The 22254-nt window shown below is 71.0% G+C and carries 19 protein-coding genes and 1 pseudogene; 10 read left to right on the forward strand and 10 right to left on the reverse strand.

Annotated elements, in window-relative coordinates; genetic code table 11:
• A partial coding sequence (locus J0670_RS00485; RefSeq protein ID WP_207808468.1) for a response regulator transcription factor occupies positions 1-251 on the forward strand: 251 nt, incomplete at its 5' end.
• 78 nt (positions 252-329) lie between these two features.
• Here J0670_RS00485 and J0670_RS00490 read toward each other — a convergent pair.
• Positions 330-602, reverse strand: a complete 273-nt coding sequence (locus tag J0670_RS00490; RefSeq protein WP_207808470.1) for a hypothetical protein — start codon at positions 600-602, stop codon at positions 330-332.
• Between the two features lie 301 nt (positions 603-903).
• Between J0670_RS00490 and J0670_RS00495 the strand changes: the two genes are divergently transcribed.
• Positions 904-1725, forward strand: a complete 822-nt coding sequence (locus J0670_RS00495) for a trypsin-like serine protease (protein ID WP_207808472.1) — start codon at positions 904-906, stop codon at positions 1723-1725.
• Positions 1726-1840: 115 nt separating this feature from the next.
• Here the strand turns inward: J0670_RS00495 and J0670_RS00500 are convergent, their stop codons facing one another.
• The 4 genes from J0670_RS00500 to J0670_RS00515 all read right to left on the reverse strand — a co-directional run bounded on the left by J0670_RS00500 (position 1841) and on the right by J0670_RS00515 (position 10567).
• Positions 1841-2746 carry a GlxA family transcriptional regulator gene (locus J0670_RS00500; RefSeq protein ID WP_207808475.1) on the reverse strand — a complete coding sequence of 302 codons (906 nt, stop codon included), beginning with the start codon at positions 2744-2746 and terminating at the stop codon, positions 1841-1843.
• On the reverse strand, positions 2743-3327 hold the full coding sequence (locus J0670_RS00505) for a cysteine hydrolase family protein (protein ID WP_207808478.1): 585 nt from the start codon (positions 3325-3327) through the stop codon (positions 2743-2745). The genes J0670_RS00500 and J0670_RS00505 overlap by 4 nt, the downstream gene beginning before the upstream one ends.
• Before the next feature lie 247 nt (positions 3328-3574).
• Positions 3575-4588: an RICIN domain-containing protein gene (locus J0670_RS00510; protein WP_207808480.1), complete on the reverse strand. Its 1014-nt coding sequence runs from the start codon at positions 4586-4588 to the stop codon at positions 3575-3577.
• Positions 4589-4783: 195 nt separating this feature from the next.
• Positions 4784-10567, reverse strand: a complete 5784-nt coding sequence (locus J0670_RS00515) for a PA14 domain-containing protein (protein WP_207808482.1) — start codon at positions 10565-10567, stop codon at positions 4784-4786.
• An 858-nt stretch (positions 10568-11425) separates the two neighbouring features.
• Here J0670_RS00515 and J0670_RS00520 point away from each other — a divergent pair.
• Together J0670_RS00520 and J0670_RS00525 are read left to right on the forward strand one after the other, a co-directional pair.
• Complete coding sequence (locus tag J0670_RS00520) at positions 11426-12295, forward strand: universal stress protein (protein WP_207808484.1); 870 nt, start codon at positions 11426-11428, stop codon at positions 12293-12295.
• Between the two features lie 72 nt (positions 12296-12367).
• Complete coding sequence (locus J0670_RS00525; protein WP_207808485.1) at positions 12368-13216, forward strand: universal stress protein; 849 nt, start codon at positions 12368-12370, stop codon at positions 13214-13216.
• Between the two features lie 159 nt (positions 13217-13375).
• Here J0670_RS00525 and J0670_RS00530 read toward each other — a convergent pair whose 3' ends face one another.
• Positions 13376-13579, reverse strand: a complete 204-nt coding sequence (locus tag J0670_RS00530) for a cold-shock protein (RefSeq protein WP_207808487.1) — start codon at positions 13577-13579, stop codon at positions 13376-13378.
• A 950-nt stretch (positions 13580-14529) separates the two neighbouring features.
• On the opposite strand from J0670_RS00530, the gene J0670_RS00535 reads away from it, so the two are divergent.
• Positions 14530-15396: a universal stress protein gene (locus J0670_RS00535; protein WP_207808489.1), complete on the forward strand. Its 867-nt coding sequence runs from the start codon at positions 14530-14532 to the stop codon at positions 15394-15396.
• A gap of 20 nt (positions 15397-15416) precedes the next feature.
• Here J0670_RS00535 and J0670_RS00540 read toward each other — a convergent pair whose 3' ends face one another.
• On the reverse strand, positions 15417-16181 hold the full coding sequence (locus J0670_RS00540; protein ID WP_207808523.1) for a GNAT family N-acetyltransferase: 765 nt from the start codon (positions 16179-16181) through the stop codon (positions 15417-15419).
• A 499-nt stretch (positions 16182-16680) separates the two neighbouring features.
• Between J0670_RS00540 and J0670_RS00545 the strand changes: the two genes are divergently transcribed.
• From J0670_RS00545 to J0670_RS00565, 5 genes and pseudogenes are all read left to right on the forward strand, one after another.
• Positions 16681-17217 carry a hypothetical protein gene (locus J0670_RS00545; protein ID WP_207808491.1) on the forward strand — a complete coding sequence of 179 codons (537 nt, stop codon included), beginning with the start codon at positions 16681-16683 and terminating at the stop codon, positions 17215-17217.
• Positions 17218-17221: 4 nt separating this feature from the next.
• A complete protein-coding gene (locus J0670_RS00550; protein ID WP_207808493.1) occupies positions 17222-18244 on the forward strand; it encodes a peptidase in 1023 nt (340 codons plus the stop codon).
• 187 nt (positions 18245-18431) lie between these two features.
• Complete coding sequence (locus tag J0670_RS00555; RefSeq protein WP_207808495.1) at positions 18432-19109, forward strand: DUF11 domain-containing protein; 678 nt, start codon at positions 18432-18434, stop codon at positions 19107-19109.
• A gap of 718 nt (positions 19110-19827) precedes the next feature.
• A pseudogene (locus J0670_RS38785) lies at positions 19828-19983 on the forward strand (IS256 family transposase); the annotation flags it as partial.
• A 17-nt stretch (positions 19984-20000) separates the two neighbouring features.
• A complete protein-coding gene (locus tag J0670_RS00565) occupies positions 20001-20399 on the forward strand; it encodes a VOC family protein (protein WP_207808498.1) in 399 nt (132 codons plus the stop codon).
• Positions 20400-20431: 32 nt separating this feature from the next.
• Here J0670_RS00565 and J0670_RS00570 read toward each other — a convergent pair whose 3' ends face one another.
• From J0670_RS00570 to J0670_RS00580, 3 genes are all read right to left on the reverse strand, one after another.
• Positions 20432-20596, reverse strand: a complete 165-nt coding sequence (locus J0670_RS00570; RefSeq protein ID WP_207808500.1) for a hypothetical protein — start codon at positions 20594-20596, stop codon at positions 20432-20434.
• 233 nt (positions 20597-20829) lie between these two features.
• Entirely contained in the window at positions 20830-21474 is a 645-nt protein-coding gene (locus J0670_RS00575; protein ID WP_207808502.1) for a hypothetical protein, read from the reverse strand.
• Positions 21471-22058 carry an RNA polymerase sigma factor gene (locus J0670_RS00580; protein ID WP_307806322.1) on the reverse strand — a complete coding sequence of 196 codons (588 nt, stop codon included), beginning with the start codon at positions 22056-22058 and terminating at the stop codon, positions 21471-21473. The genes J0670_RS00575 and J0670_RS00580 overlap by 4 nt, the downstream gene beginning before the upstream one ends.
• Between the last annotated feature and the right edge of the window lie 196 nt (positions 22059-22254).

A 22254-nucleotide genomic window follows, 5' to 3' on the forward strand; every position in this document is an offset into this window, starting at 1 on the left:
GCGAACTCAGGCTTGAAATATGCCCCCCCCGGGACAAGCACCGGGCGGCCCCCGACGACACCGGGCTCAGCCCGTCCGAGCAGCGGATCGTCCACCTCGCCGTCCAGGGCCGGACGAACGTGCAGATCTGCACCGAACACCACCTCGCCCGGCGCACGGTGGAGACCCACCTCACCAACGCCTACCGCAAACTCGGCGTCACCCGCCGCACGCAGCTGGTGGCACGGCTGGGCGAACTCGGCAGGATCTGAACCGCCGTCCGCCGTTCGGCGCGACGGCGGGCGAGGAGGAACCCGCCCGCCGTCGCGCCGCACCGGCACGCGGACGACTCAGCCCTGCGTCCAGGGGGTCCAGGAACCGGAGTCCAGACGGACCCGGGACCACTTGGTGTTGTCGGTGCCGATGACGAAGATCTGCTGCTGCCCGTTGGGGAACTTGACGGTCTTCGTGCCGTACTCACAGATGTACGAGCCGCCGTGCCCCGCGACACTGCACGTGGAGGCCTGCGCCGGGGCGGAGGCGACGACTCCCACGAAGGCGGACGCCGCCAGGGCGACGGCGCCGGCGGTGACGGCGCGGCGGCGGAGGAAAGCGAGGGCCATGAGGTTTCTCCTTGTCAAAGGCGTCACCCGCAGCGCGACGCATCCATGCCACGGGCCACGGTCGGTGCGGCGGGTTCGGCTGACGCCCCCGGCGCGAGCACCACTCTGCCCGGCGGTCAGATCACCCGACCATCGTGGAAAACCACGGGTTACAGCCCCAGCGTGACCGCCCGCCCGATCCCGCGCGGCCAGCCCTGGGGATATCCCCACCGTTCTCGCACCTGTTGGCCGGATAGCCGTGTGGATCTTGAAGAGGAAGGCTGAAGGCAGCCGGAAACTCCGGCTCCAAGGAGGATGTCTGATGCTCAGCCGAAACCTCGTACGGCGTCGCGCAGCCCGCGTCGCAACCGTCTCCGCGATCGCCGCGGGATTCGCCGCCGCGTCGGTCGGCAGCGCCGGAGCGATCGTCAACGGGACGGAGGCCACACAGCGCTACCCGTTCATGGCCTCCGTCCCGGTCTCGGCCCCGGGCCTGGACGACGGCGTCTGCGGCGCCTCGCTGATCGACCGCCAGTGGGTGCTGACGGCGGCCCACTGCGTCGACCCGAACCTGGTCAAGCCCGCCGGCACCGTCCGGATCGGCAGCGACGAGCGCAAGTCCGGCGGCACCGTCCGCGCCATCGCCGGCACCTTCACCCACCCCGGCTACCGGCAGGGAGGCAACACCGGGCCCAACCAGAACGACGTCGCACTGATCCACCTGGACCGCCCGGTCAAGGAACGGCCCATCCCCATCGCCGAGCGGCCCGGCGACCCCGGCACCCCGACCCGGCTGCTCGGCTTCGGCACCGTCGTCGACACCAACGACCTCGGCGGCCTGAGGTTCCCCGACCACCTCCAGCAGCTCGACACCCGCCGGGCGGCCGAATCCGAGTGCGACCCCGGCTACGCCGGCCCCACCCGGCTTTGCACCGTCAGCAGGGTCCCGCAGGCGATGGCCTGCTTCGGCGACTCCGGCGGGCCCCAGATCCAGCACGGCCGGGGCGGACGGTGGGAACTCATCGGCGTCACCTCCGGCCCCGGCGTCGGCGGCCACGTCCCGTGCTCCTCCGGCCCCGGCCTCTACAGCAGCGCCCCCGCCTACGCCGACTGGATCCGCGCCACGATCCGCACGAACAGCTGACCCGCCCAGATCCCGAAGCGGGGATCGACCGAAGGGGATCGGAACCGCTCGATCCCCTTCCACCACATCGGGACCCCCGTCCGCCAAGCCTCGCCGAGTCCCACCGATCCGGGTCTTACGCCCGTACGCGGAGGCGGCGGAGCATGCGGGCGTCCTGGAAGCCCACGGCTCGGGCCGCGGTCTCCGTGGTCGCACCGTGGGAGATGAGGTGTTCGGCGCGCTCGAGCCGCAGCTCCTGCTGGTAGCGCAGCGGGGTGACTCCGGTGGCCCTGGTGAAGTGGCGGGTGAGGGTGCGTTCGCTGACGCCGGAGGCGGCGGCGAGTTCGGCGAGGCACAGCCGGGTGGTGAACCGGGCGTCGATCAGGTCCTGCGCCTGGTGGACGGCGTCGACGAGGTGGGCACGGTGCCGGAGCATCGCGCTGGCCTGCTGCTCGTCGCCGTTGCGCCGGGCGTAGACCACCATCTCACGGGCGATCCGGGCGGCGGCTGTGGGCCCGTGCCGGACGGCGACGAGATGCAGTGCGAGGTCGATGCCGCTGGCGATCCCGGCCGAGGTGACCACGCGGCCGTCCACCACGTACAGCACGTCGCGCACCACCGTGGCCTTCGGGTAGCGGCGGGCGAGTTCGTCCTGCGCGTCGTGGTGCGTGGTGCAACGGCGGCCGTCCAGCAGCCCGGCGCGGCCAAGGGCGGTCGCACCGTTGCAGACGCTCGCGACCGTCCCGCCGACGGTGTGGTGGGCGGCCAACCGCTCCAACGACGCCGGCGACAGCACACCGTCGCCCCGCAGCACCGGCTCGCGCCAGCCGGGGACCATGACCAGGTCCCCGGCCGACAACCGCGGCCACTCGGTGGCGGCCCGAAGCGACAGCCCCTGTGCCGTCGGGACGTCCTCCTGCTCGGCCACGTAGCCGATCTCGTACCCGAGACCGAGGTCGGCCGCGGTGGAGAACACCTGGGCGGGCCCGGCGAGGTCCAGCAGATGCAGCTGCGGGACGAGCAGGAAGACGACTCGGGTCACGATCCGGTCAGCTCCTCGACGGTGGCGATCCTGGCGAAACGGCCCGAGAGCGCGTACTCGGTGCGGGCGGTGATCTCGTCCGTGGAGAGCGTGCGCGGGTCCGCGAGGATCTCCGCCAGGCTGCGCCCGGCCGGTGCGTCCCGGTGCTCGATCGGGTGGGTCGCGGTGGCGTCGGTGACGAAGGTGACGTCGTAGCCGAGGTCGGCGGCGACCCGCGTGGTCGTCTCGCAGCACTGCTCGGTGCGGATACCGCTGACGACCAGCTCGCGGATGCCGCGCTCGGTGAGCAGCTGCTGCAGGTTGGTGGTGGTGAACGCGTTGTGCGAGGTCTTGGTGATGACGGGCTCGCCCTCCGATGGGACCAGTCCGTCGATCAGGCGAACATGGCCGAGCGCGGGATCGAAGGCGGTCCCGCCGCCCGGCTCGGTGTGAAGGATCCAGACGACGAGGTCGCCCTCGGCGCGGGTGTGGGCGACCAACTTGTTCACCTGGCCGACGATGCCGGGGTTGGAGACGGCCGCCCACCTCTCCTGCCGGCGGAAGGATTCCTGGACGTCGATGACGAGAAGCGCTCTGTTCATGCCTCGATCCTGGCGGGCCCGGGGCTCCGGCTGAAGACACCATCGGGGCCGGATCCGGAACGATCCGGTCAGCTTAGCTCAGCGGTCAGGACGGTGGCGCGCGCTCGCAGCCGGAGCATCGAAGTGGGCCCTTCCGGCTCCGGCCCACTCGTCTCACGTGCTGCCCCCGGCGGGCTGCGGACGTACCCGGGCACGCCGACCCCCGGTCCTGACGGGGGTTGCCGCGCCCAGGGCGCGTCAGGCGCTGCTACGCGGTGCCAGCGCAGTTGGTGAACGTCGCCCGGGTGCGGGCGCTGTAGATGCTCGCGCCACCGTTGGCGTCGTACTTGAGGGGCACGGTGATGGTGTCGTCGGCGGTCCACGCGAAACCCTGGGTGTCGAAGGTCCAGGTGCCGGTGGCCTTCGTCGCCAGCTCCGAGAGCGTGACCCAGCCGTACTGGCGCGGGGGCACGGACACGGTCAGTTTGTTGCCCATCTCCTGTTTGAGGTCCACCGTGGTCGCGCCGTTGACCTCGGCGGAGACTTCGAGCTTGAGGCCGATGACGTCGCTGCCGAGGTTCAGGCTTCCCCCCAGTTTGAAGCCGATGGTGTTGCTCCAGCCCGTGGAGGTGGACAGTGTGAATTCCCACGGGATCGAGGTGGAGGTGTCGTTGTACCAGACGGGAGAGACGCACGCCTCGGGCAGGGTGAAGGGCGGCGTCTGGGTCGTCGTGGACCACGAGCAGGTCGAGGTGTCCTTGGCGCACCGGGCGGCGGCGTAGTCCACGGCGGTGTTCCACGCCGTCTGGTAGACGTCGGCGGGGATCGTCCACTGCTGGTACGCCGAGTTGTCGCAGGCGTTGGGGTAGATCCAGTTGTCGGTGCCCGGGGGGATCTGCACGGTCACGCAGGAGTTGTCGTTGGCGTTGCGGAGCATGAACGCCTTCTGCGCCGACCCGGCGACCGGTTGGAAGTACCACTTCTCGGTCGCGCGCCCGTCACAGGGCTGTTGCCGCATCTGGTAGCGGTACGTGGCCGCGTCCATGCACTTGCCGGTGGTGGTGTTGACGATGGTGAACCCCGAGCCGAGGGTCGCGCCGGTGTTGATCCGCCACGCCGTGGCGGATCCGGGCGTCGGGTTGACGGAGAGGGGTGCGCTGTCGTCCCGGGATCCGCCCTGGACGTCGATGAGTTTGCCGTTGCTGACGTTCGTGAACGTCAGCTGGATCAGTGCCGTGACCGACGTGTCGCTCTCCTCGCCTGCGGCGGCGGGGGACGTCATGATGCCCACGACTGCGCAGAACACCGCCGCGATGACGGCTGCTCTCCTCCAGAAGGGCCGTCTGTGCCTCGATGGTTCGGTTGTCACCGGTGGGATCCTTTCATCGTGCGTAGCGAACGAGTTGAATTCGGGACCATCGACGGCCGTCCGAGGCTTTCGCCGCACGCTCGTGGGAATGCCGTCCACGACTCGCCCCTAATACCAGAAGCCGCTGGACGGCAGTTCCGAGCGGTATTCATCCACGCGAACCCGCGTATCCGGTGAAATCGATCCGTTTTCGACGCGGCCCTGCATCTCCGCGATGCGGTGGTGACCGTTCTTTATGACTCCGTCCGGCGTTCGCAGGGCGTATCCGCCGTCCTTCGGGTTGTTGAAGGAGTTCACCAGATCGTGGTTGCTCCAGCCTTTCATGTCAGCCATCTTGTCCGCGTTCAAGCCGTGCGTCGGCGTCAGCGATCCGAGATCGCCGGCGCGCATCGATCCGCCGCAGTTGTGGACGAGTACCGACGATTCGCCCGCGCTCACGTAGAAGGTGTGGATGTTGCCGACGTTGAGGTTGTAGACGGTCTGGTCGGCGACCTCGCCCCGGTCCCGCGTCGAGGTGACCCTGACGAATCCGGCACCCGTGGGGCTGCGGACGGGATCGCCGACGCGGATGTCGCCGGCTTCGATCCAGCCCTTCCCCTGGACCCAGACGGGGTGCCCCGCGGTGGCCGTGATCGTCGTCGGTCGCGGTGCCGCGAGGCCGATGTCGACCAGGTGTTTGACGCCGTGACCGATGATCACCGCGGCGACGGGTTCGCCGCCGGTGGTTCCGGTGGTGGGATCGGTAGCCCTGACCTGATCGCCCTCGTGCACCTCGCTGATGGGCTTGGCGGTGCCGTCGGCCATCACCACCTGGGTGTCAGGGGCGAAGGAGTTGCACGTCTTCTCGACGGCCTCGGCGGCCTTCCCCACGGTCGAGGCCTCTTTCGCCGCGGTCTTGGCCACGGTGCCGGCGAGCTTGCCGCCGGGGATCATGCCCAGCGCGTCCATGGCCGCGGCCTTCTTGTTGCCCTGTGCGAGCTGCCCGGCCACGGCCACCCCGGAGGCGACCGTTCCGACCGGCCCCGGCACGTAGGCCACCACCTCCGCCGCGGTGGTCGCGACGCGCACCGCCGATTTCCAGCTGAAGGTCCCGGCGAGGTCCATGCCGTTGATCGGATCCGCGTTGACGTAGTCGTAGTCGTTGGCCGACCCGCCCGCTACCGGGTCGACTTGCAGGAAGCGACCGAGCACGGGCAGGTAGACGCGTGCGCCCATCTCGATGGCCTGCTGTCCGGCCAGGTGCTCGACCGGCCGTTCATGCTGGCCCAGCCATCCGAAGTCCATTCCTCCGGCGGCGGTGGCGGGGATCGGGATGTCGGCGAAGGCGCCGGTGGCAGGGTCGATGTTCTGGCCGAAGGGGTCGTAGAGGTGGATGTCGCCAGTACGGGTGGCGGCCCCGTCCGCGGTGAACAGCACGTCACCGTGGATGTTCGGGTAGGACCAGTTGGTGGTGGCGACCTTGTCGTAGTTCTTGGTCAGCAGCACCCCGCCGGGCAGCGCCACGATCCGCTGGAGCAGGCCACCGTCCTTGTTCAGGATGAGGTCCGCGTCGTCGTGCTTGGAGCTGTAGGAGTATCGAGTGGTTCCGTTCCTCGACGCGTCGGTGGCGCCGGTGACCGTGCGGGCGGTCAGCCTGTCCGCAGGGTCCCGGGTGTAGGAGATCGCGGTACCGGAGGCGGTCGTGGTCAGGACGTGCCGCCTGGTGGAGTCGTAACCGAGAGTGTCACCCCCGAGCTTGACCGTGTCACCGTGCGAGTCGTACGCGGCGGCCAGCGCGAGGCCGCCGTTGGTGGAGGTCAGCCGGTCGGCGCCGTCGTAGCAGTAGCCGGTGGTGACCGCCGGGGCACCATTGAGGCTGTCGGTGGACGCGGTGCGGTTGGTGTTCTGCCCGGCGCCCTTCGCCGTCCCGCAACCGTCGGTCGGGTCGAACCGGTAGGTGAGCTGGTGGTGCGGCACGGTCGCCGCGACCAGCCGGCCCACCGTGTCGTAGGTGTAGGCGTAGTTCGCGACGGACTTCCCGTCCGCGGTCACCACGTCGTCGGTGACACGGTTGTCACGGGACCGGGTGACGGTGTCGACGACCGTGGACGAGGCGGTCTTCCACGTCAACGCCGTCGGTTTGCCGGAGCTGTTGCGTGCCAGCGAGTCCAGACGGGACCCGTTGCCGTAGGCGACACCGGACAGTTCGGTGGCCGCGTCGTAGGAGGGGGTGGCGACAGTGGCCCCGTCCACCTTGACGTTGGTCAGTTGGTTGGCGTCGTTCCAGGCGTACGCCACGGTGCTGGACACGCCCTTGACGGTCGTCGTGTCGGCGACCAGCCGCCCGACCTGGTCGTAAGTGGAGGCCGAGGTCACGCCGTTGGCGTCGGTGTAGCGGACCTCCTGGCCCAGCAGATCGACCACGGTGGTGATCGACCCGTTGTCGTCGGTCATCTTCGAGATCAGCGGATCGCCACCGACCGCCCAGTCCGTGACGACGGTGCGCCCGGGCTTGTCCCCGTACGCGGGAGCCGTCTTCCTGACCACCCGTCCACGGACGTCGTAGCTGGTGCAGGACCATGCTTCGTCGTTGACGCGCTGGGCCACCGCACGGCCGCTCTCGTCGTACACCGTCTCGCCGACGAGTGCCGGCCCGTCACCCGGTTTGGCTTGGGTGGTGGTCCTGGCCATACCACCCTGGTTGGCGGCCGGCGCGCTCGGATCGCAGGGGTTGGTTCGGGTCTCGTCGTCGCCGTAGTAGCTGGTGGCCGTGCGCCTGTCGGGGTCGGTGATGTCGCCCGCGGGCATGGCGGCGGCCAGCTTGCGCAGGTACTTCTCACCCGGCCGCTCATAAGCGGTCCGCGCGGTCAGCCCCAGCCCCCCGGGATCCGCCGTCATCGACACGGCGAGCCCGTACACCGGGTCGATCCCGGCCGCCGGATCGGAGTAGCCGGTGGCGGTGCGCTTGGACGGTGCCCGTTCCTTGTCGCCGCCCGAGGTGTCCTCGGTCGTGGAGCTGGTCGCCCACCCGTACCGGGGCGCCAACTTCGCCCCGGGCACCGGTGCCGGTGCGCTCGCGCCGGGCGGGGCCCAGGTGAAGGCCAGCGCGCCGGTTGTCCCGGAGCGGTTGTAGTAGTCGACGCGGACGCGGTGCCGGCTGCCCGCCGTGGTGTTGGTGTACTTGCCGGTCACCGCGGTGGCGGGCTTGTCGCTCCAGCTGTCGACGGTCAGCACGTCGTCCACCCACAGGCGGACGCCGTCGACCGCGGTGAACCCGAGACCGTAGTCCCCGGAGGCGGGGAACTCGACCTCGCCGGTGAACCGGCCCGACCAGCCGCCGGTGTTGGCGACCGGCGGGCTCGTTCCCCACGACCGGGCCAGCGATCCGTCAGTGGCGCCGACTCCGGTGGCGAACGCCTTCGGCACGCCCGCCAGTTCGGGGTTGTCGTAGAAGGCGGCCGCCAGCCCCGCCAGCCCCTCGTCGTAGTTGGTGTGGGTGTGCGGCATTGTGGCCGCGCACGCGGGTGTGGGGGTCAGCCCGGTGAAGCAGGCCGCCGGCGCGGGCCCGTACCTGTCGACCGGGCGGTCGGCGTGGTCGTACACCGTGGTGGAGCGTCGGCCCGCGCTGTCGACCGCGGCGGTGGCCTGGTCCTTGGCGTTCCACTCGGCGGAGATGCGCGCGCCGGTGAAGTCGGTGGTGACCAGGGTGCGACCGGCGTCGTCGTACGTCACGGTGCGGGAGCGGGTCGAGTCGTACACCCCGGCCAGGGCCACGGTCGCCTGGTTGCGTTCGAGGTAGTACTGGTAGAAGTGCTCGGCGCGCTTGTCGTTGGAGCGGCCGTCCGGGGCGGGGGCCAGGACCTGGACCGCGCGCAGGACCGGCGGTTCCTGGGGCTGCTCGGTCACGAAGTCGTAGCCGATCACCGTGCAGGCGGCGGCGATGTCACCGGTGTTGGTGCACCCGTTCTCCGCGGACGGGGCCTGACGGGCCACCCAGTCGTAGGCCAGGGTGCCGCGGAGGGTGGCCAGCGGCCCGATGCTGTCCAGGGCCTTCTGCTTCTCCTCCTCGTTGTCGCCGGCTTCGTCGTAGCGCTGCTTGGCCGAGGCCCGGCCGACGTAGTCGAAGTCCTGCATGGCCGCGCCGGGATTCTCGATCCGGGCCAGGGTGCCCATCTGGTACCACAGCCGGGTCTCGCTGCCGTCCCAGTAGCGGATCCGGCACAGCATCTGCGCCGGGGCCGGGTCCGAACCCGGCGGGCGGGACACCCCGCCGTAACAGCTGTCGCTGCCATCGGTGTTGTAGAACAGCTGGTGCGATCGGCCGGAGACCGGGTCCTTGATCCGGGTCAGCCGAGGCGGCGTCCCGCTGTAGAGGTACTGCAGGGCCGCGGGCTTCTTGCCGTCCAGCACCGACTCCACCGCGGCCAGCGTACCGTCGGGGTTGAACACCGACACCGCGTCACCCTCGGTGACCGTGATCCGGCCCGCGCTGTCGAGAGCGAGCACACCGTCCTCCCCGACCGGGGGCGTGTAGCCGCCCGTGGAGGCCTTGGCCCAGGTGTGCTTGCCGCCTGCCGCATCGGTGAGCACGACCGAGCCGTCCAGCATCTCGGCGTGGCTGTAGCCGCTGGACTGCGCCGACAGCGTCCACCCCGGCGGCAGCGACTCCGAGTCCGAGGAGAACAGCCATTCCGTCGGCACGATCCGCGGTTCGAGGTTGTGGCTGCGCTGGTCATCGGCGCCGATGCTGCTCTTGGCCCACAGCACCATGCGAGGACGCTGGTCGGAGCGGTGGTACAGCTCGACGCGGATCGGCACCAGCTGACCGGCTTTCAGCGCGACGTCCTGGGCCCGGCGCGGGCCGGGCAGCAGGAAGTCGTCGCCGGGATCGGCGGAGCCGGCGTTGTCGTAGACCAGCTTGTCGCCCAGCCAGACCCGCGCGCCGTCGGTGTGCGCGCCCGCGAACCGGAAGTCCCCGGTCACCGGGGCCTTGAACTGGCCCTCCCAGCGCACGACGAACCAGTTCTTGTCCAGCGCGGGCGGCATCGGGTTGTCCCGCCACGGCAGGTTGTCCGGGTTGCCGGTCCACGTGATGCCCCAGTCCAGGTTGACCTGGGACTCGCCGCGCACCATCACCGGGGTCGCGTCCGGGGCGCCCGCGTGCCGCGAGTCGTTGAAGTACGAGGCGCGCACACCGTGCGGTGCGCCCTGCCGGGAGTTGTAGGCGAGGTTCACCCCGGCCGATCCGCCGACGGCCTGGAACGCGGGACCGGCGGCCTCCACGTGTGCGTTGCCGTTGAACAGGTTCACCGTCACCGGCCCCAGGTGGTCGGTCGGTGCCGGTCCCGGATCGCCCACCCGCTGGTTGACCGTGAAGTGCCCGACCCACAGCGGCGCCGTCGCCGTCGTCGCACCGGGCGCCGAGGTGGCCGCCGTCCAGGTGTAGCGGCCGCCGTCGTGCAGCACGTGTTTGGGGACCGTCCACTGCGGCTGGTCGAGGCACCCGGAGTCCACCACACTGCCCGAGCGGCCGTCGAACCCGGTGGAGACCTTGAAGCAGTACAGCACGCCGTCGCCGACCGCGGCCACCTGCAACACCGGCGTCTCCGTGCCCACCACCGCACCGTCGACCGGGGCGACCAGACTGGTCTGCGGTGCGGGGTCAGCGCCGGACACCGACCTTCGTGCGTCGACCCGGGGGTGGTCGCCGGTCGCCAAGGGCTTGAAGTCGGCCTTCGGCTGCTCGGGTTCGGCCTGCGGTTCCTGATTGCCCGTTGACGGCACCGACAGGATCGGCAGATCCCTCGGCACCTCCTTCGACGCCGCCGACGCCGCCGACGCGGACGCCGTCGGTACCGCCTCCGCCTGTGCCAGCGAGACCACCAGCGCCATCGCCAGCGCGAACACGATCATCCGTAACCACGATCGCGCGGATGTCCGCGCCCTGCCGTTACCCCCGGGCAAGACCCCTCCAACACCGTCGGCGTCCACCGGAACCCGCGGCCCGACGGGCCGCGCGTCCTCCCATGCCCGCACCCGGTCGGTCGTTGGTCCGCCCAGGCAACGAACGACTGAGATCCTCCGCGACCTGAGTGCCCGGGGGAACGGATTCCGTAGAGCTTGGCCGGAATCCCCGCGCCGTCGGGCCCGCCGCGGAACACTCCCCCAGCGGACCGGCCACCATCACCGCAGCACCCCTGTCAGGGACATGTTCATGATCGCACACTCCGGCGCCCGGAAACGGAGCCGCACACCGACCGCCGTCCGCACCCCAACTTGGCTGGAACCACACAGTGGTCGCGCCGCTTGCCATCGGGGTTCCCGCGCCGATGCCGCCACCATGACCGCAGCCCTCGCCGCCCCGTCGCGGTCGTCGTGGCCTTCGCCCTCGTCATCGCGAGCCGGGCGGGGCGGCCTCGACCGGTTTCGCCCGCGTGACCGCGGCAGGGGGCTCCCGGGCCCCAGGTCCTCGTCGGTTTGCGGTCAGGAGGGGGCGCAGGCGTCCGGTTCGGAGGTTGCGGTGGGCGGGGTGGCGGCGCGACGCGGGAGGAGGCTGGTGGCGTAGGGCCGCTCGAGGTGCAGCACCCTCCTGTGGCGGGCCGCACCCGCGAGGCGGAGTCTGGAGGAGGGGCGAAGGAAGCGGTCTTCCTCGCGGGGTGACCTCGGCATCGCTTCGGGCGCGTGGTCGAGGCAGCCGGGCGGCTCGACACGCCGGTGCCGGGCCCGGAAGCCGTCCCGCCGGGAGCCGATGTCCGGGGGCGGGAGGAAACGATGACCGATCCCGTGGTCGTGGGAGTGGACGGCTCCGAACGGAGCCTGCGTGCACTGATATGGGCCGCCAACGACGCGGCACTGCACGGGTGCCCCCTGCTGGTCGCCCACGTGCTGCCGGGCTGGGAGGCCGACTTCCCCTTCTTCCCCCCGGGGCGCGCCCAGGGCCTCAGCCGCCGGGGCGCGGAGATCCTGGCCGAGGCGGTCGCAATCGCCAAGGAGAACCATCCGGACCTCGAAGTGGAGTCCGACCAGGTCTCGGGTTCCCCGGCCGAGGTGCTCCGCGGCGCATCCGAACGGGCGCGCTGCGTAGTGCTCGGCGCCCGCGGCGAAGGTGGGCTCGGCAATCTGCTGATGGGCTCCGTCAGCCTCCAGGTCGCCGGCCACGCCTCCTGCCCGGTGGTCGTGGTCGGCGCGATCACCACCGGTCACAGGCGGATCCTCGTCGGCACGGACGGCTCCGAACACTCGGCCGCCGCCATGGAGTTCGCCTTCGAGGAGGCCTCCCTGCGCAACGACCGCGTCCATGCCCTCCACGCCTGGAGCATGCCTGCCACCCCGGAATCATCTGAGGCCGGGCCCTCTGTGGAAGAGGCGGAAGCCGACCACCGCCGCCAGCTCGACGCCCAGCTCGCACCCCTCCGGCAGCGATATCCCGGCGTCGAGACCGAGACGACCCTGGTTCGCGGGAGAGCGGTGGACGAACTCGTCCGAGCCTCCGACCGAGCGGACCTCGCCGTGGTCGGCTCGCGCGGCAAGGGCGGCTTCCACGGTCTGGCCCTCGGCTCGGTCAGCCACGGCCTGCTCCACTACGGCATCTGCCCGGTCGCCGTCGTACGCCCGCGCCCGCGGCATACACCGACCACCTGACCGCCGGGGCGACGGCCGGGATCGAGCGGGACCGAGAGCGGCCCCGCTGTCCGAAGCCTCCCGGAGGACATCGTGAACGGCCTGATCACCGTCGGATACGACGGATCGCCCGAAAGCGTCGCGGCCGCGCAGTGGGCCGCGCGCGAGGCCGAACTCCGGGGCATGCGTCTGGAGCTGCTCCTGGCCTGGCCGTGGACCGCCGATCACCTCCTCGGTACCCCGGACGTCGTGGCCGAGGGCCGAAGGCGGCTCGCCCGGCAGGAAGCCGAACTGCGCGCCCGGCTGTCGGCCGTCGACGTGACCGCCGTCCACCGGTCGGGCTCCGCCCGGGACGAGCTCGTCTCGGCAGCTGAGCGCTCCTCGATGCTGGCGCTGGGCTCCCGGGGCCTGGGCACGCTCCACGGCTTCCTCGTCGGATCGGTCGGCCGGCACGTCCTCGTCCGGGCCCGCTGCCCGGTCGTCCTCGTCCGCGCCGCGAAGGACACGCCGCGCTCCGCCGGCGAGGTCGTCCTCGGGCTGGACCTCGACCACCGCTGCGACGCGGTGCTCCACTTCGCGTTCGAGTCCGCCGCCCTCCGCGCGGTGCCACTGCGGGTGGTCCACGTCTGGCAGCCGCCGATGGGCAGCGACCTGGTCCCGACGGTGACCGCGAGCCTCGGCAGGGTGGTGGCGACCGAGGCGATGCGGCGCTTCACCGACACGCTCGATCCCTGGCGGGAGAAGTACCCCGACGTCGAGGTGGTGGCCTCCCTGCCGCGCGGCAGCGCCGCCGCGGTGCTCGTCGAGGGCACGGGCCGTCCGGATCTCCTGGTCGTCGGCCGTCACAACCGCAGCGCGTTTCTCGGCACGCATCTGGGGCCGGTCGCCCAGGCGGCGGTCCACCACGTCCACAGCCCGCTCGCGGTGGTCCCCTATGGCTGACACCCACCGCTGATCTCCGCGTCCCGTCTCCGTGGTCGTCGTCATCGCCACACTCCCCCGGCCGGACGCGCACCTCAGCCGGCCATCGACGCTCGGCGCCGGCGACGCGGAAGCGCCCCGCACGCGGGTACGTGCGGGGCGCCCGCTCATGCGCTGCTGTCAGGCGGGGCGGATGTGCTCCGCCTGCGGGCCCTTCTGGCCCTGCACGATGTCGAAGGTCACCTTCTGGCCTTCCAGGAGTTCGCGGAAGCCCTGGGCATCGATGTTCGAGTAGTGGGCGAACACGTCGGGGCCGCCGCCGTCCTGCGCGATGAAACCGAAGCCCTTTTCGGCGTTGAACCATTTCACGGTGCCGGTAGCCATGCGCTTCTCCTTCCCGGGAACTGATCGGGTCCCACTGATGCGGGCCCGGAGGTGATCGCACGGCCGGTTACCCTCGCCGATACCGGTGCCGGCCCGGTGAAAGCGGAGCTCAGCGGTCGAGCCGATGCCGTCGTCAAGGTCGACGCGCTGATGCGCGCGCCTTTCCGCGCTGACCGTCGACGGTGGTTCTCGCAGACGTTCGAGGTGGCGGTCCCGTCACTGATCGCGTCTCGCAGCAGAGTCGTGCGGGCAGACGGAAACCTGCAAGGTGGGCTCCCTTCGCCGGCATTGTCCGGATCAGGTGGTGGAGGTCGCCTTCCGGTCTCACAGACCTTCCAGCCTCTCAGCCCGACCGCCGACAAACGCCCCGTGCGGAGCCTCCGCCCATCGCCCGGGGCCATCCGGTCGAACTCCCTCGCTCGCCCTGCAGGCCAATTCCCACCATACTCTCGGCCCCGCCCGGCACCAGGGCCGAACGGCCCCATCGCCGCCGCCCGGATGACCAGGCTGACCGGCCGGGCCGAGCAGCAACTCGGCGAATCCGCCACGTCCCCGACTGCCCACTCGCGGAGGCTCCCGGACCGGCCGTCCGCCATTCCGTCCGCTCCCCGGTGACAGCTCAGGAGAACGTGCCACCACAACTCCGCCGGAGGACGATGAAGGAAGCGGGCCGACGACGACCACAGGGATCCACCGGACACGAGCGGGACGCGGGCCTGCTCGTTGCGAGTACCTCCGGCGGCACCTGAGGTCGGCTCACACGGGGCTCGACCAGTACCGAGGTCGTTCACCACTCCCACGTTCCCGTCGTCGAGGTGCCCCGGGCCCAAGGCCGCGCCCGGGTGAATCGGCGCCCCACGGACCGCCTGAGGAGAGCAGGACACGCAGCACCGCACCGTGCGGGAACCGACCCGGCCCGTGCAACCGACGACACACGGAAGGCCATCACCATGCCCAAGGAGATAACCGTCGGCCTCGACGGTTCCCCCGAGAGCCTGTCCGCCGCCCGCTGGGCCGCCCGCGAGGCGCAGCTGCGGGGCCTGCCACTGCGCCTGCTCCACCTGTGGATCCTGCCGCCCATGACGGCACAGAGGATCCGCCGCGAGGACGAGCAGGCCGTTGCCGCCGAGCGCCTCCTCCAGGACGCGGAGGCCGGCCTACGAGCGCAGTACCCCGACGTGCTCATCACCACCCAGCTCCTGCCCGCCGACACCCCCGCCGCCCTCCTTCCGGCCGCTCCCGACGCCGAACTGCTGGTCCTCGGCTCCCAGGGGCTCGGTACGGTGCGCGGCTACCTCCTCGGATCGCTCGGCCTGCACACCGTCGCCCAGTCGGACCGGCCCGTGGTGCTGGTCCGGGCCTACGAGCAGCCGATCGGGACGAAGAGCCCGGCCGCGCGGTCCGGCGCCGTCGCCGTCGGCGTCAGCCTCCGACAGGGCTACGACGGCGCCCTGGAGTTCGCCTTCGACGCCGCCAACCGGCGGGCCGTCCCCCTGCTCGCCGTCCACGCCGCCGGCCACCGCCCGTCCGTGATCACCCGCGAACACCCGCCGGGGACGACCGCGCAGGAAGCGGACCGGCAGGCACTGGCCGAGGCGCTACTACCGTGGCGCGAGAGCTACCCCGACGTCCATGTCGTGGAGCACGTCAGCCCCGACGGTCCCGCCCGCGCCGTCGTGGACATCGCGATCGGGGCCGGTCTCCTCGTGGTCGGACGCGGCGGGTACCGCACCGGCCCGGCGCCCCGCATCGGCCCCGTCGCCCACGCCGCCATCCACCACGCCGCCTGCCCCGTCGCCGTCATCCCCCACGACTGACCCGGCCCGGCAGGAGGGTTTCAGGGGGTGACCGCGTACTCGGTGAACTGGCCGCAGGCCTGGAATCCGAGACGGCGGTAAACGGGCTCCCCGTCCGAGGACGCCTGCAGGACCGCGGTGCGGTAGCCCGCGTCGTAGGCCGTGCGCAGGGTGGCCAGGGTCATGGCTCCGCCGTATCCGCGGCGGCGCTCGGAAGCGAGGGTCGCGATGTTGTAGATCCCGGCGACGCCCGCGAAGAGGAAGACCTCGGCCGAGCAGACCGGTCGCCCGTCCACGTAGCCGATGAGGTAGCGCGCGGGGCAGTCGGGTGCCAGAGCCCACTCGGCCGCATCGGCGAAGAAGCGACGGACCGTGGCGGCCGGCGGGTCCCAGTTCGCGGCCAGGATCATCGCGTAGTCGGCGAGTTGTTCGGCAGTCGTCACGGGACGGATGTCCAACCCGTCGGCGTACGGCTCCGGTGGGGCGGTGCGCAGGTCCATCCACATGCCGGTCTCGGTCTCGGACGCCTCGAGGCCGGCGCCGGTCAGGACCGCGGCGAGGTCCGGGGGTGTGCTGGCGGGGCCGACCCACCAGGAGAAGGGCCGCCCTGCCGCGGTCAGCGTCCGAACCGTCTCCGCCACCCGGCCGGGAGCGGTGTCGTCGGTGAAACGCGCCGCCGCCACGATGTTGAAGGTGTCGTCGTCGAGCCCGCTGTCGGCGATCACGAGATCGGCCGTCTCGGTGACGCTCGCGTGCTTCATGTGGCGGTGCAGGTGGCAGGCGCGTTCGGCCAGGTTCTGCTCCATCCTGCCCAGCGGGTCGGGACCGTCGTGCACGGATTGTTTCGTCTCACTCACGTCCGACACGATCTCATCCACACGACGGATCGCCGAGTGAATAAAGGCAGGGTAAAGGCCGGCAGGTTCACTCCTTACCGGTCCAGGCTGAGATGGCCGAATTCGTCAAGGGAGCCTGGACCGGCCCGCCCGCCTCCGGCTCATGCTCCGGCGATGAGCCGCGAGAGCTCCGTGACGGTGCAGCCGCGAGCGAACCGGTCAGGGTCGGCCGTCGTCCGGGAGGGCACCCGTGTGTTCGAGCCCGCCGCTGTCGTCCCTGCCGTCACCACACTGCTCGGCTTCGCGGTCTGAGGGTGCCGGCAGGACGGGCCCGGCGTCGCTCCGCCTGAAATGTGGCCAGTCGTGTGGCGGAACGCGGCGCGCGTCGGCTTGTGTGAACTGACCGCGCCCGATTGCTTGAGTCACGTCAACCAGCCCGTCCACCGTCAGCCGGGATGTCCGCTGACGGGTGGCTACTTCGGGAGTCATCGTGCGCACACGAAGCCTATCTGTCGCGGCCGCGGCCGCCGCTCTCGTCCTCGTCCAGCCGAGCCTCGTCATCGCGGCGGACGACCCCAGCACCACAGTCACGTTCACCGTCACGTCCGGCGCATTGACGCTGTCGGTACCGGCCAGCGCCAACCTCGGCTCCGGAGCACCCGGCACCCAGATCAGCGCGCCGATCGGTCCCGTGACCGTCACCGACAACCGTGCGCTCGCCTCGGCCTCCTGGACGGTGACCGCGGCGGAGACGGACTTCCTGAACGGTGCGTCGACGATCCCCGCCACCGACGCCACCTACTCTGCCGGGGTGGTGACGACGACCGGCACCATTACCGTCACCACAACGGACGTGACGCTGAGCAACACCGCGCAGACGGTGGTCACCGGGTCCGCCGGTGTCGGAGACAACACCGCGTCCTGGGACCCGACGGTCTCCGTCGGCGTTCCCGCCGGCGCCGTGGCCGGAACCTACACCGGAACGCTGACCCAATCCGTTGCCTGACGGAATGAAGGGTGCGCGCCGGTACTGGGTTCTCCTGTTGATGCTGGCCTTCGCGCAGGCCGCCGGGGTGGTGCCGGCGGCGGGGCACGGGGCGCCCTCCCCTCGGGACCCGGCTGCGGGCAGGAGCATCGGCATCAAGCTGCTCGATGCTCCGGAGAACCGCCGTGCCGATCCCAGAGCACATGCCTACATCGTCGACCACGTCGCACCCGGCTCGACCATCGAGCGGCGGGTGGAAATCACCAACGAGTCGTCCACACCGATGCACGTCAACGTCTACGCCGCGGCAGCCACCATCGCGAAGGGCGAGTTCACCTTCGCGCCGGAGCGCACCCCCAACGAGCTGACCGGCTGGACATCATTCGATACGGCGGACCTTGAGCTGGCGGCCTCCGAAACGGCGCGGGTTCGCGCCACCATCCGGGTGCCCGGGGACGCCGCCGCCGGGGAGCGGTACGGCGTCATCTGGGCCCAGACGAGCGCCCCCTCGGACCACTCGCACAATCTGACGATGCTGGGCCGGGTGGGCGTCCGCATGTACGTCGACGTCGGTGCCGGTGGTGAGCCACCCTCGGACTTTAAGATCGAGCGGCTCTATCCGACCCGAGCCCGCGACGGGCGGGGCGTGGTGCGCGCCCGGATCCACAACACGGGGGGCCGCGCCCTGGACATCAGCGGGGCGCTCTCCCTCCTCGACGGGCCGGGCGGACGGCATGCCGGACCGTTCCCGACTGCCAGGACGGGCGCCACACTGGCTCCGGGCGACCGCGCGGACGCGGTCGTCCCTCTGGACGCGCCGCTGCCGAACGGCCCGTGGGCCGTGGAGCTGACGCTCAGAAGCGGCCTGGTCGAGCACACCACCCGCGCCACCGTCACCTTCCCGACGACTCCCGGTGACGCCGGAGCGGTCACCGCGTCGGCCGCCCGGCGATGGCGCTTCCCCACCCCCGCGGTCGCCGGGCTTTCAGTCCTCGCCCTCACCGCTCTGTGCCTTCCGCTCTCCAGGTTCCTCCGGCGCCGCCGATGACCACTCCGACCAGGATTCGCGAGCCCACCCACGGAAGTGTGAAGTCATGTCCATGTCATGGTGACTACCTACGGCTTGTTGTCGACGGCTGGAAGCGGAGATGTCAGTGTTCGGACACGGGAGAGGGCGGGCCGGAGCAAGGCGCGGCACGGGAGGCGAGGGCGGCGTGTGTCGATCGTGGCCGAGGGTGCGGGCCCTCAGGACGGGGGCGGTCACCCTAGTCAGGCTGTCCGTCCTGACGATCGTCCTGGCCACGGCCTGGACCGCCACGGTCCAGCCCACCTACGTCGCCCAGATCAATGACGGGCCGGTGCCGGTGATCGACACCTTCACCACCGGCCTCACCAAGCCCAGCCGCACTACCAGCACCAGCAGTACCGGCAGCACCGGCCTCACCTTTACGGTCATCCCCGTCAGCCTGACCATCGCCAAGAGTCACACGGGCACCTTCGCCCGCGGCGAGGACGGCGTCTACACCATCACTGTGGGTAACCTCACTACGGCCAGCCCGACCAATGGCACCACGGTCACCGTCCACGACATCCTGCCCGCGGGTCTTCGGGCCGACAGGATCACGGGCACGGGATGGACCTGCGTTCTGGCCACCCTCACCTGTACGCGCAGCGACATCCTGCCTGCCGGGCAGAGCTACCCACCCGTCACCCTGAGGGTCGAGGTCTCCTGCGACGCCCCTGCACAGGTCACCAACACCGCCACCGTCACCGGAGGCGGCGACACCACCACCCACACCGCCACCGACAACACCACGATCAGCCGCCACGGGCACGACGGCGACTGGCACGACGGCCACGACGGGCATCACGGCGACGGGCATCACGACCACTGCGATCGCCACGACCACTGACACCACCCGGCCCGCGTGGACGTAGCGGGAGGTGGTGGAGGTCCCCCGGCTCCGCAACGGACCTCCACCACCTCCCGCGCCGGCACCGGAACACCCGACACGGGCACCCGGCCGGCCCGTCGTGTCGATCGCCGGGCTGGACGACTCCAGGTAGGCGGGGGCGCCGAGCAGCCACTCGCGGCGCAGCGCCGACGTCGCGTACAGCCGCCACATGGCCGCCCCCTGAGCCGAGTCCCCGATCTTGGAGTGGCAGGCTGTGGTCGTGAGAATCGCGAGGAACGGCCGGCCGAGGCCACTGTCGACGTGCTGGCTCTACCGGATCGCCGTACCGACCGGGGAGCAGGCAGGAGTCATTGCGGACCTGGGCCTCACGCGACCCATCCCCGTGACGTTCGCCGAGGCCGAGGCTGTCATCGACGAGGACGGCCACGGAGAGGCGGAGGACGACCCGGATGGGCTGGCCCAGGTCTATGTGAGTCCTGAGATCGAAGGATGGACTCTGGTGATCGGCCCGTGGTGCGATCCGTGCAGCAGCGACAGAAGCGACGAGGTCCTGCGTCTGTGTATCGGCGTGAGCTCCCGCTACGGAGTGGCGCAGGTGTACTACTTCGGTACACAGAACGACGGTTCAGCCTGGCTGATCGCAGAGCACGGGGGAGCAATGCTCAGGACCTGTGGATCGGCTCCGGGAGGGACGTGGAGGGCGTACCTTCCCGAACGCGCTGCCGGCCTCGCGATGGTGTTCAAGCTGGTCGAGGCAGCCCAGGCACGCTGGCGGGCCGTCAACGGCGCCCACCTCGTCCCGCTCGTGCGCGCCGGAGCCCGCTTCGAACGCGGCCGGCTCGTCGAGCACCCCGAGGCGGTGGCCGCGTGAACCGTCCGCGAACGGGGATGCTGCATCACGTCGAGCTGTGGGTTCCCGACCTCGACCGCGCCATGGCGGGCTTCGGCTGGCTGCTGGACGCCATGGGCTACACCCTCTACCAGGAATGGGACAAAGGCCGCAGCTGGCGGCTCGGGGCAACCTACCTGGTCATCGAGCAGTCCCCGGCCCTCACCTCGGACCAGCACGACCGCCGCCGCCCAGGACTGAACCATCTCGCGTTCCACATCGAGGGCAAGGACATGGTCGACGCGCTCACCACCGAAGCGGTCCGCCATGGCTGGCACCTGATGTTCGCCGACCGGCACCCGCACGCCGGCGGCGAGCAGCACTACGCCGCCTATCTGGAGAACGACGACGGCTTCGAGGTCGAGCTCGTCGCCACCGACGAACCGTCAAGCCCCTGACGTCAGTTCATCCGATCCACAGGTATTGACAATTACTCCAGCACGGGGTCGCGGTGCGGCGGTACTGCGAGACCGGCGAGGTCGACGACGGACTCCTCACACCGGGGCAACCGCTTGTACGGGAACAGGCCGAGCGGGAGCGGATCACGGCTGAGCTGGTGGGTGAGCTGGAGCGACGGGCACCGGACCGTGCCCATGTCTCGCTGATCGCCGACGGCGACGCTCAGTTCCTGTACGAGAAGTTCGGTTTCCGGCCTACGGCTCTGGCGTCGGTCGGCATGTACCGGACTGTGTGACGAAGCCGAGTCGGCACCGACAGGCGCATGCGGTGCCGACCGCGGCCAGACTTCGTACTTCACCGCGACGACGCCCTACGAGAGGGAGTCCCCGCACGGGGGCGAGGCCGACCTGCCCCGACTGATGGGGCTGTTCAGCCCTCGCCGATCACGTTGGTCTGGGAGAGGGGGAAGCAGCTGGGCGTCTCCTTGGTCAGCGAGATCTCCAGGCTCCCGACGGTGCTCGGGTGGAGCCCGCCCTTGGGGGCGGTGTTGAGCAGCAACAGGCTTTCACCGGGCGGGATGGCGGCGGGGTGGAGGATCGCGATGCGGCCGTTGTGGGGGTCCAGCGACATCACCGCGTCCAGCCGGCTGCTGTCGGTGGCCACCGATGTGCGGCAGGAGGCCGAGGGCGTCATGACCAGGGCGGGCACTCCCACCGAGCGCAGGGCGTTCTGGAGCCCGGACCATTCGGCGCCCGTCAGCTGGAAGGAGACGGTGCCGTCCTTGTTGGGGGTCACCGTGTAGGAGGCGGTGCTGAGCTGCACCGCGGTCGGGCTGTTTCCGGCGCCCGGGGAGGCGGCGGGTCCGGCCTGCGGTACGGGGGCCGCGGGGGTGGTCTCGGTGTGCGGTACCAGGACGACCGCGGTGACCGCGGCGGCCAGCCCGAAGCCGGTTGCCACCAGCCTGCGGGTGTGACGCGGCCGGACCCGGACCGTGGTGTCCGCGGCGGGCAGGTTCGCGGCGCGGGCGGTGAGTTCGGCGCCGAGCTGCTGCTGGAAGTGCTGGGGCGTGGTCACGAGGCGGCCTCCAGAAGGGTGTTCACGGACGCGCTGGTGGTGTCGGTCTGCGGGACGGCCTTCTGCAGCGCCTTGCGGGCCCGATGCAGTCGCACCCGGGCGGTGGCCGCGCTGATGCCCAGCGCCTTGGCGGCCTCGCGGACGGCCAGCCCGTCGACGGCCACCAGGTCCAGCACCGCGCGCAGCGGCTCGGACAGGGCGGCGTGCCGCACGGCCAGCGCGCGGGCGTCGTGGGCCGCGTCGATGCGTTCCTCGATCGCGGACACGTCCTGGTCGTCCAGCATCCGCTGGCCGGCGATCCTGGCCACCGCGTTGAGTTCGCGGACACTGCCGCGGAAGTGCGCGGCCACGACGTTGCGGGAGATGCCGTACAGCCAGGCGACAGGCGTGCCGCGGCGGGCATCGTAGCTGTCGGCCTGCTCCAGTGCCGTCAGGAAGATGTCGGCTGTCAGATCAGCTGCCAGGTGCACGCTGTCGGTGCGCCGGGTGACGAAGCCGAGCACTGTGCCGAACTGCTGCTGGTAGAACACGGCGAACGCCGCCGGGTCACGCGAGGGTGGTGCTATCGGATGCTCCGCTGACACGGGTGGCTCCTTGGATCCTTGGAACGACGAGCACTGCCTTACACCTCTACTTGGCTCGGGCGTTCCAACGCGTTACACACGGGGCCCTTCCGGCGGCCTGCCCGGCTCGCCGACGGGCGTCGACGCCACCGCCTCGGCCGCGGGCATGGGCACGGGCCCGCCGCACCTGCCCCTCGTCGGTCCGGTCGACACCCTG

The sequence above is a fragment of the Streptomyces sp. FH025 genome, from assembly GCF_017427025.1.
Taxonomy (GTDB): Bacteria; Actinomycetota; Actinomycetes; order Streptomycetales; family Streptomycetaceae; genus Kitasatospora.

What these genes read in the sequence shown, in the direction of transcription:
- J0670_RS00490 (WP_207808470.1), bottom strand. Translation starts at nt 602, where the DNA reads ATGGCCCTCGCTTTCCTCCGCCGCCGCGCCGTCACCGCCGGCGCCGTC.
- J0670_RS00495 (WP_207808472.1), top strand. Translation starts at nt 904, where the DNA reads ATGCTCAGCCGAAACCTCGTACGGCGTCGCGCAGCCCGCGTCGCAACC.
- J0670_RS00505 (WP_207808478.1), bottom strand. Translation starts at nt 3,327, where the DNA reads ATGAACAGAGCGCTTCTCGTCATCGACGTCCAGGAATCCTTCCGCCGG.
- J0670_RS00510 (WP_207808480.1), bottom strand. Translation starts at nt 4,588, where the DNA reads ATGACGTCCCCCGCCGCCGCAGGCGAGGAGAGCGACACGTCGGTCACG.
- J0670_RS00515 (WP_207808482.1), bottom strand. Translation starts at nt 10,567, where the DNA reads ATGATCGTGTTCGCGCTGGCGATGGCGCTGGTGGTCTCGCTGGCACAG.
- J0670_RS00520 (WP_207808484.1), top strand. Translation starts at nt 11,426, where the DNA reads ATGACCGATCCCGTGGTCGTGGGAGTGGACGGCTCCGAACGGAGCCTG.
- J0670_RS00530 (WP_207808487.1), bottom strand. Translation starts at nt 13,579, where the DNA reads ATGGCTACCGGCACCGTGAAATGGTTCAACGCCGAAAAGGGCTTCGGT.
- J0670_RS00535 (WP_207808489.1), top strand. Translation starts at nt 14,530, where the DNA reads ATGCCCAAGGAGATAACCGTCGGCCTCGACGGTTCCCCCGAGAGCCTG.
- J0670_RS00540 (WP_207808523.1), bottom strand. Translation starts at nt 16,181, where the DNA reads ATGGAGCAGAACCTGGCCGAACGCGCCTGCCACCTGCACCGCCACATG.
- J0670_RS00550 (WP_207808493.1), top strand. Translation starts at nt 17,222, where the DNA reads ATGAAGGGTGCGCGCCGGTACTGGGTTCTCCTGTTGATGCTGGCCTTC.
- J0670_RS00565 (WP_207808498.1), top strand. Translation starts at nt 20,001, where the DNA reads ATGCTGCATCACGTCGAGCTGTGGGTTCCCGACCTCGACCGCGCCATG.
- J0670_RS00570 (WP_207808500.1), bottom strand. Translation starts at nt 20,596, where the DNA reads ATGGGCACGGTCCGGTGCCCGTCGCTCCAGCTCACCCACCAGCTCAGC.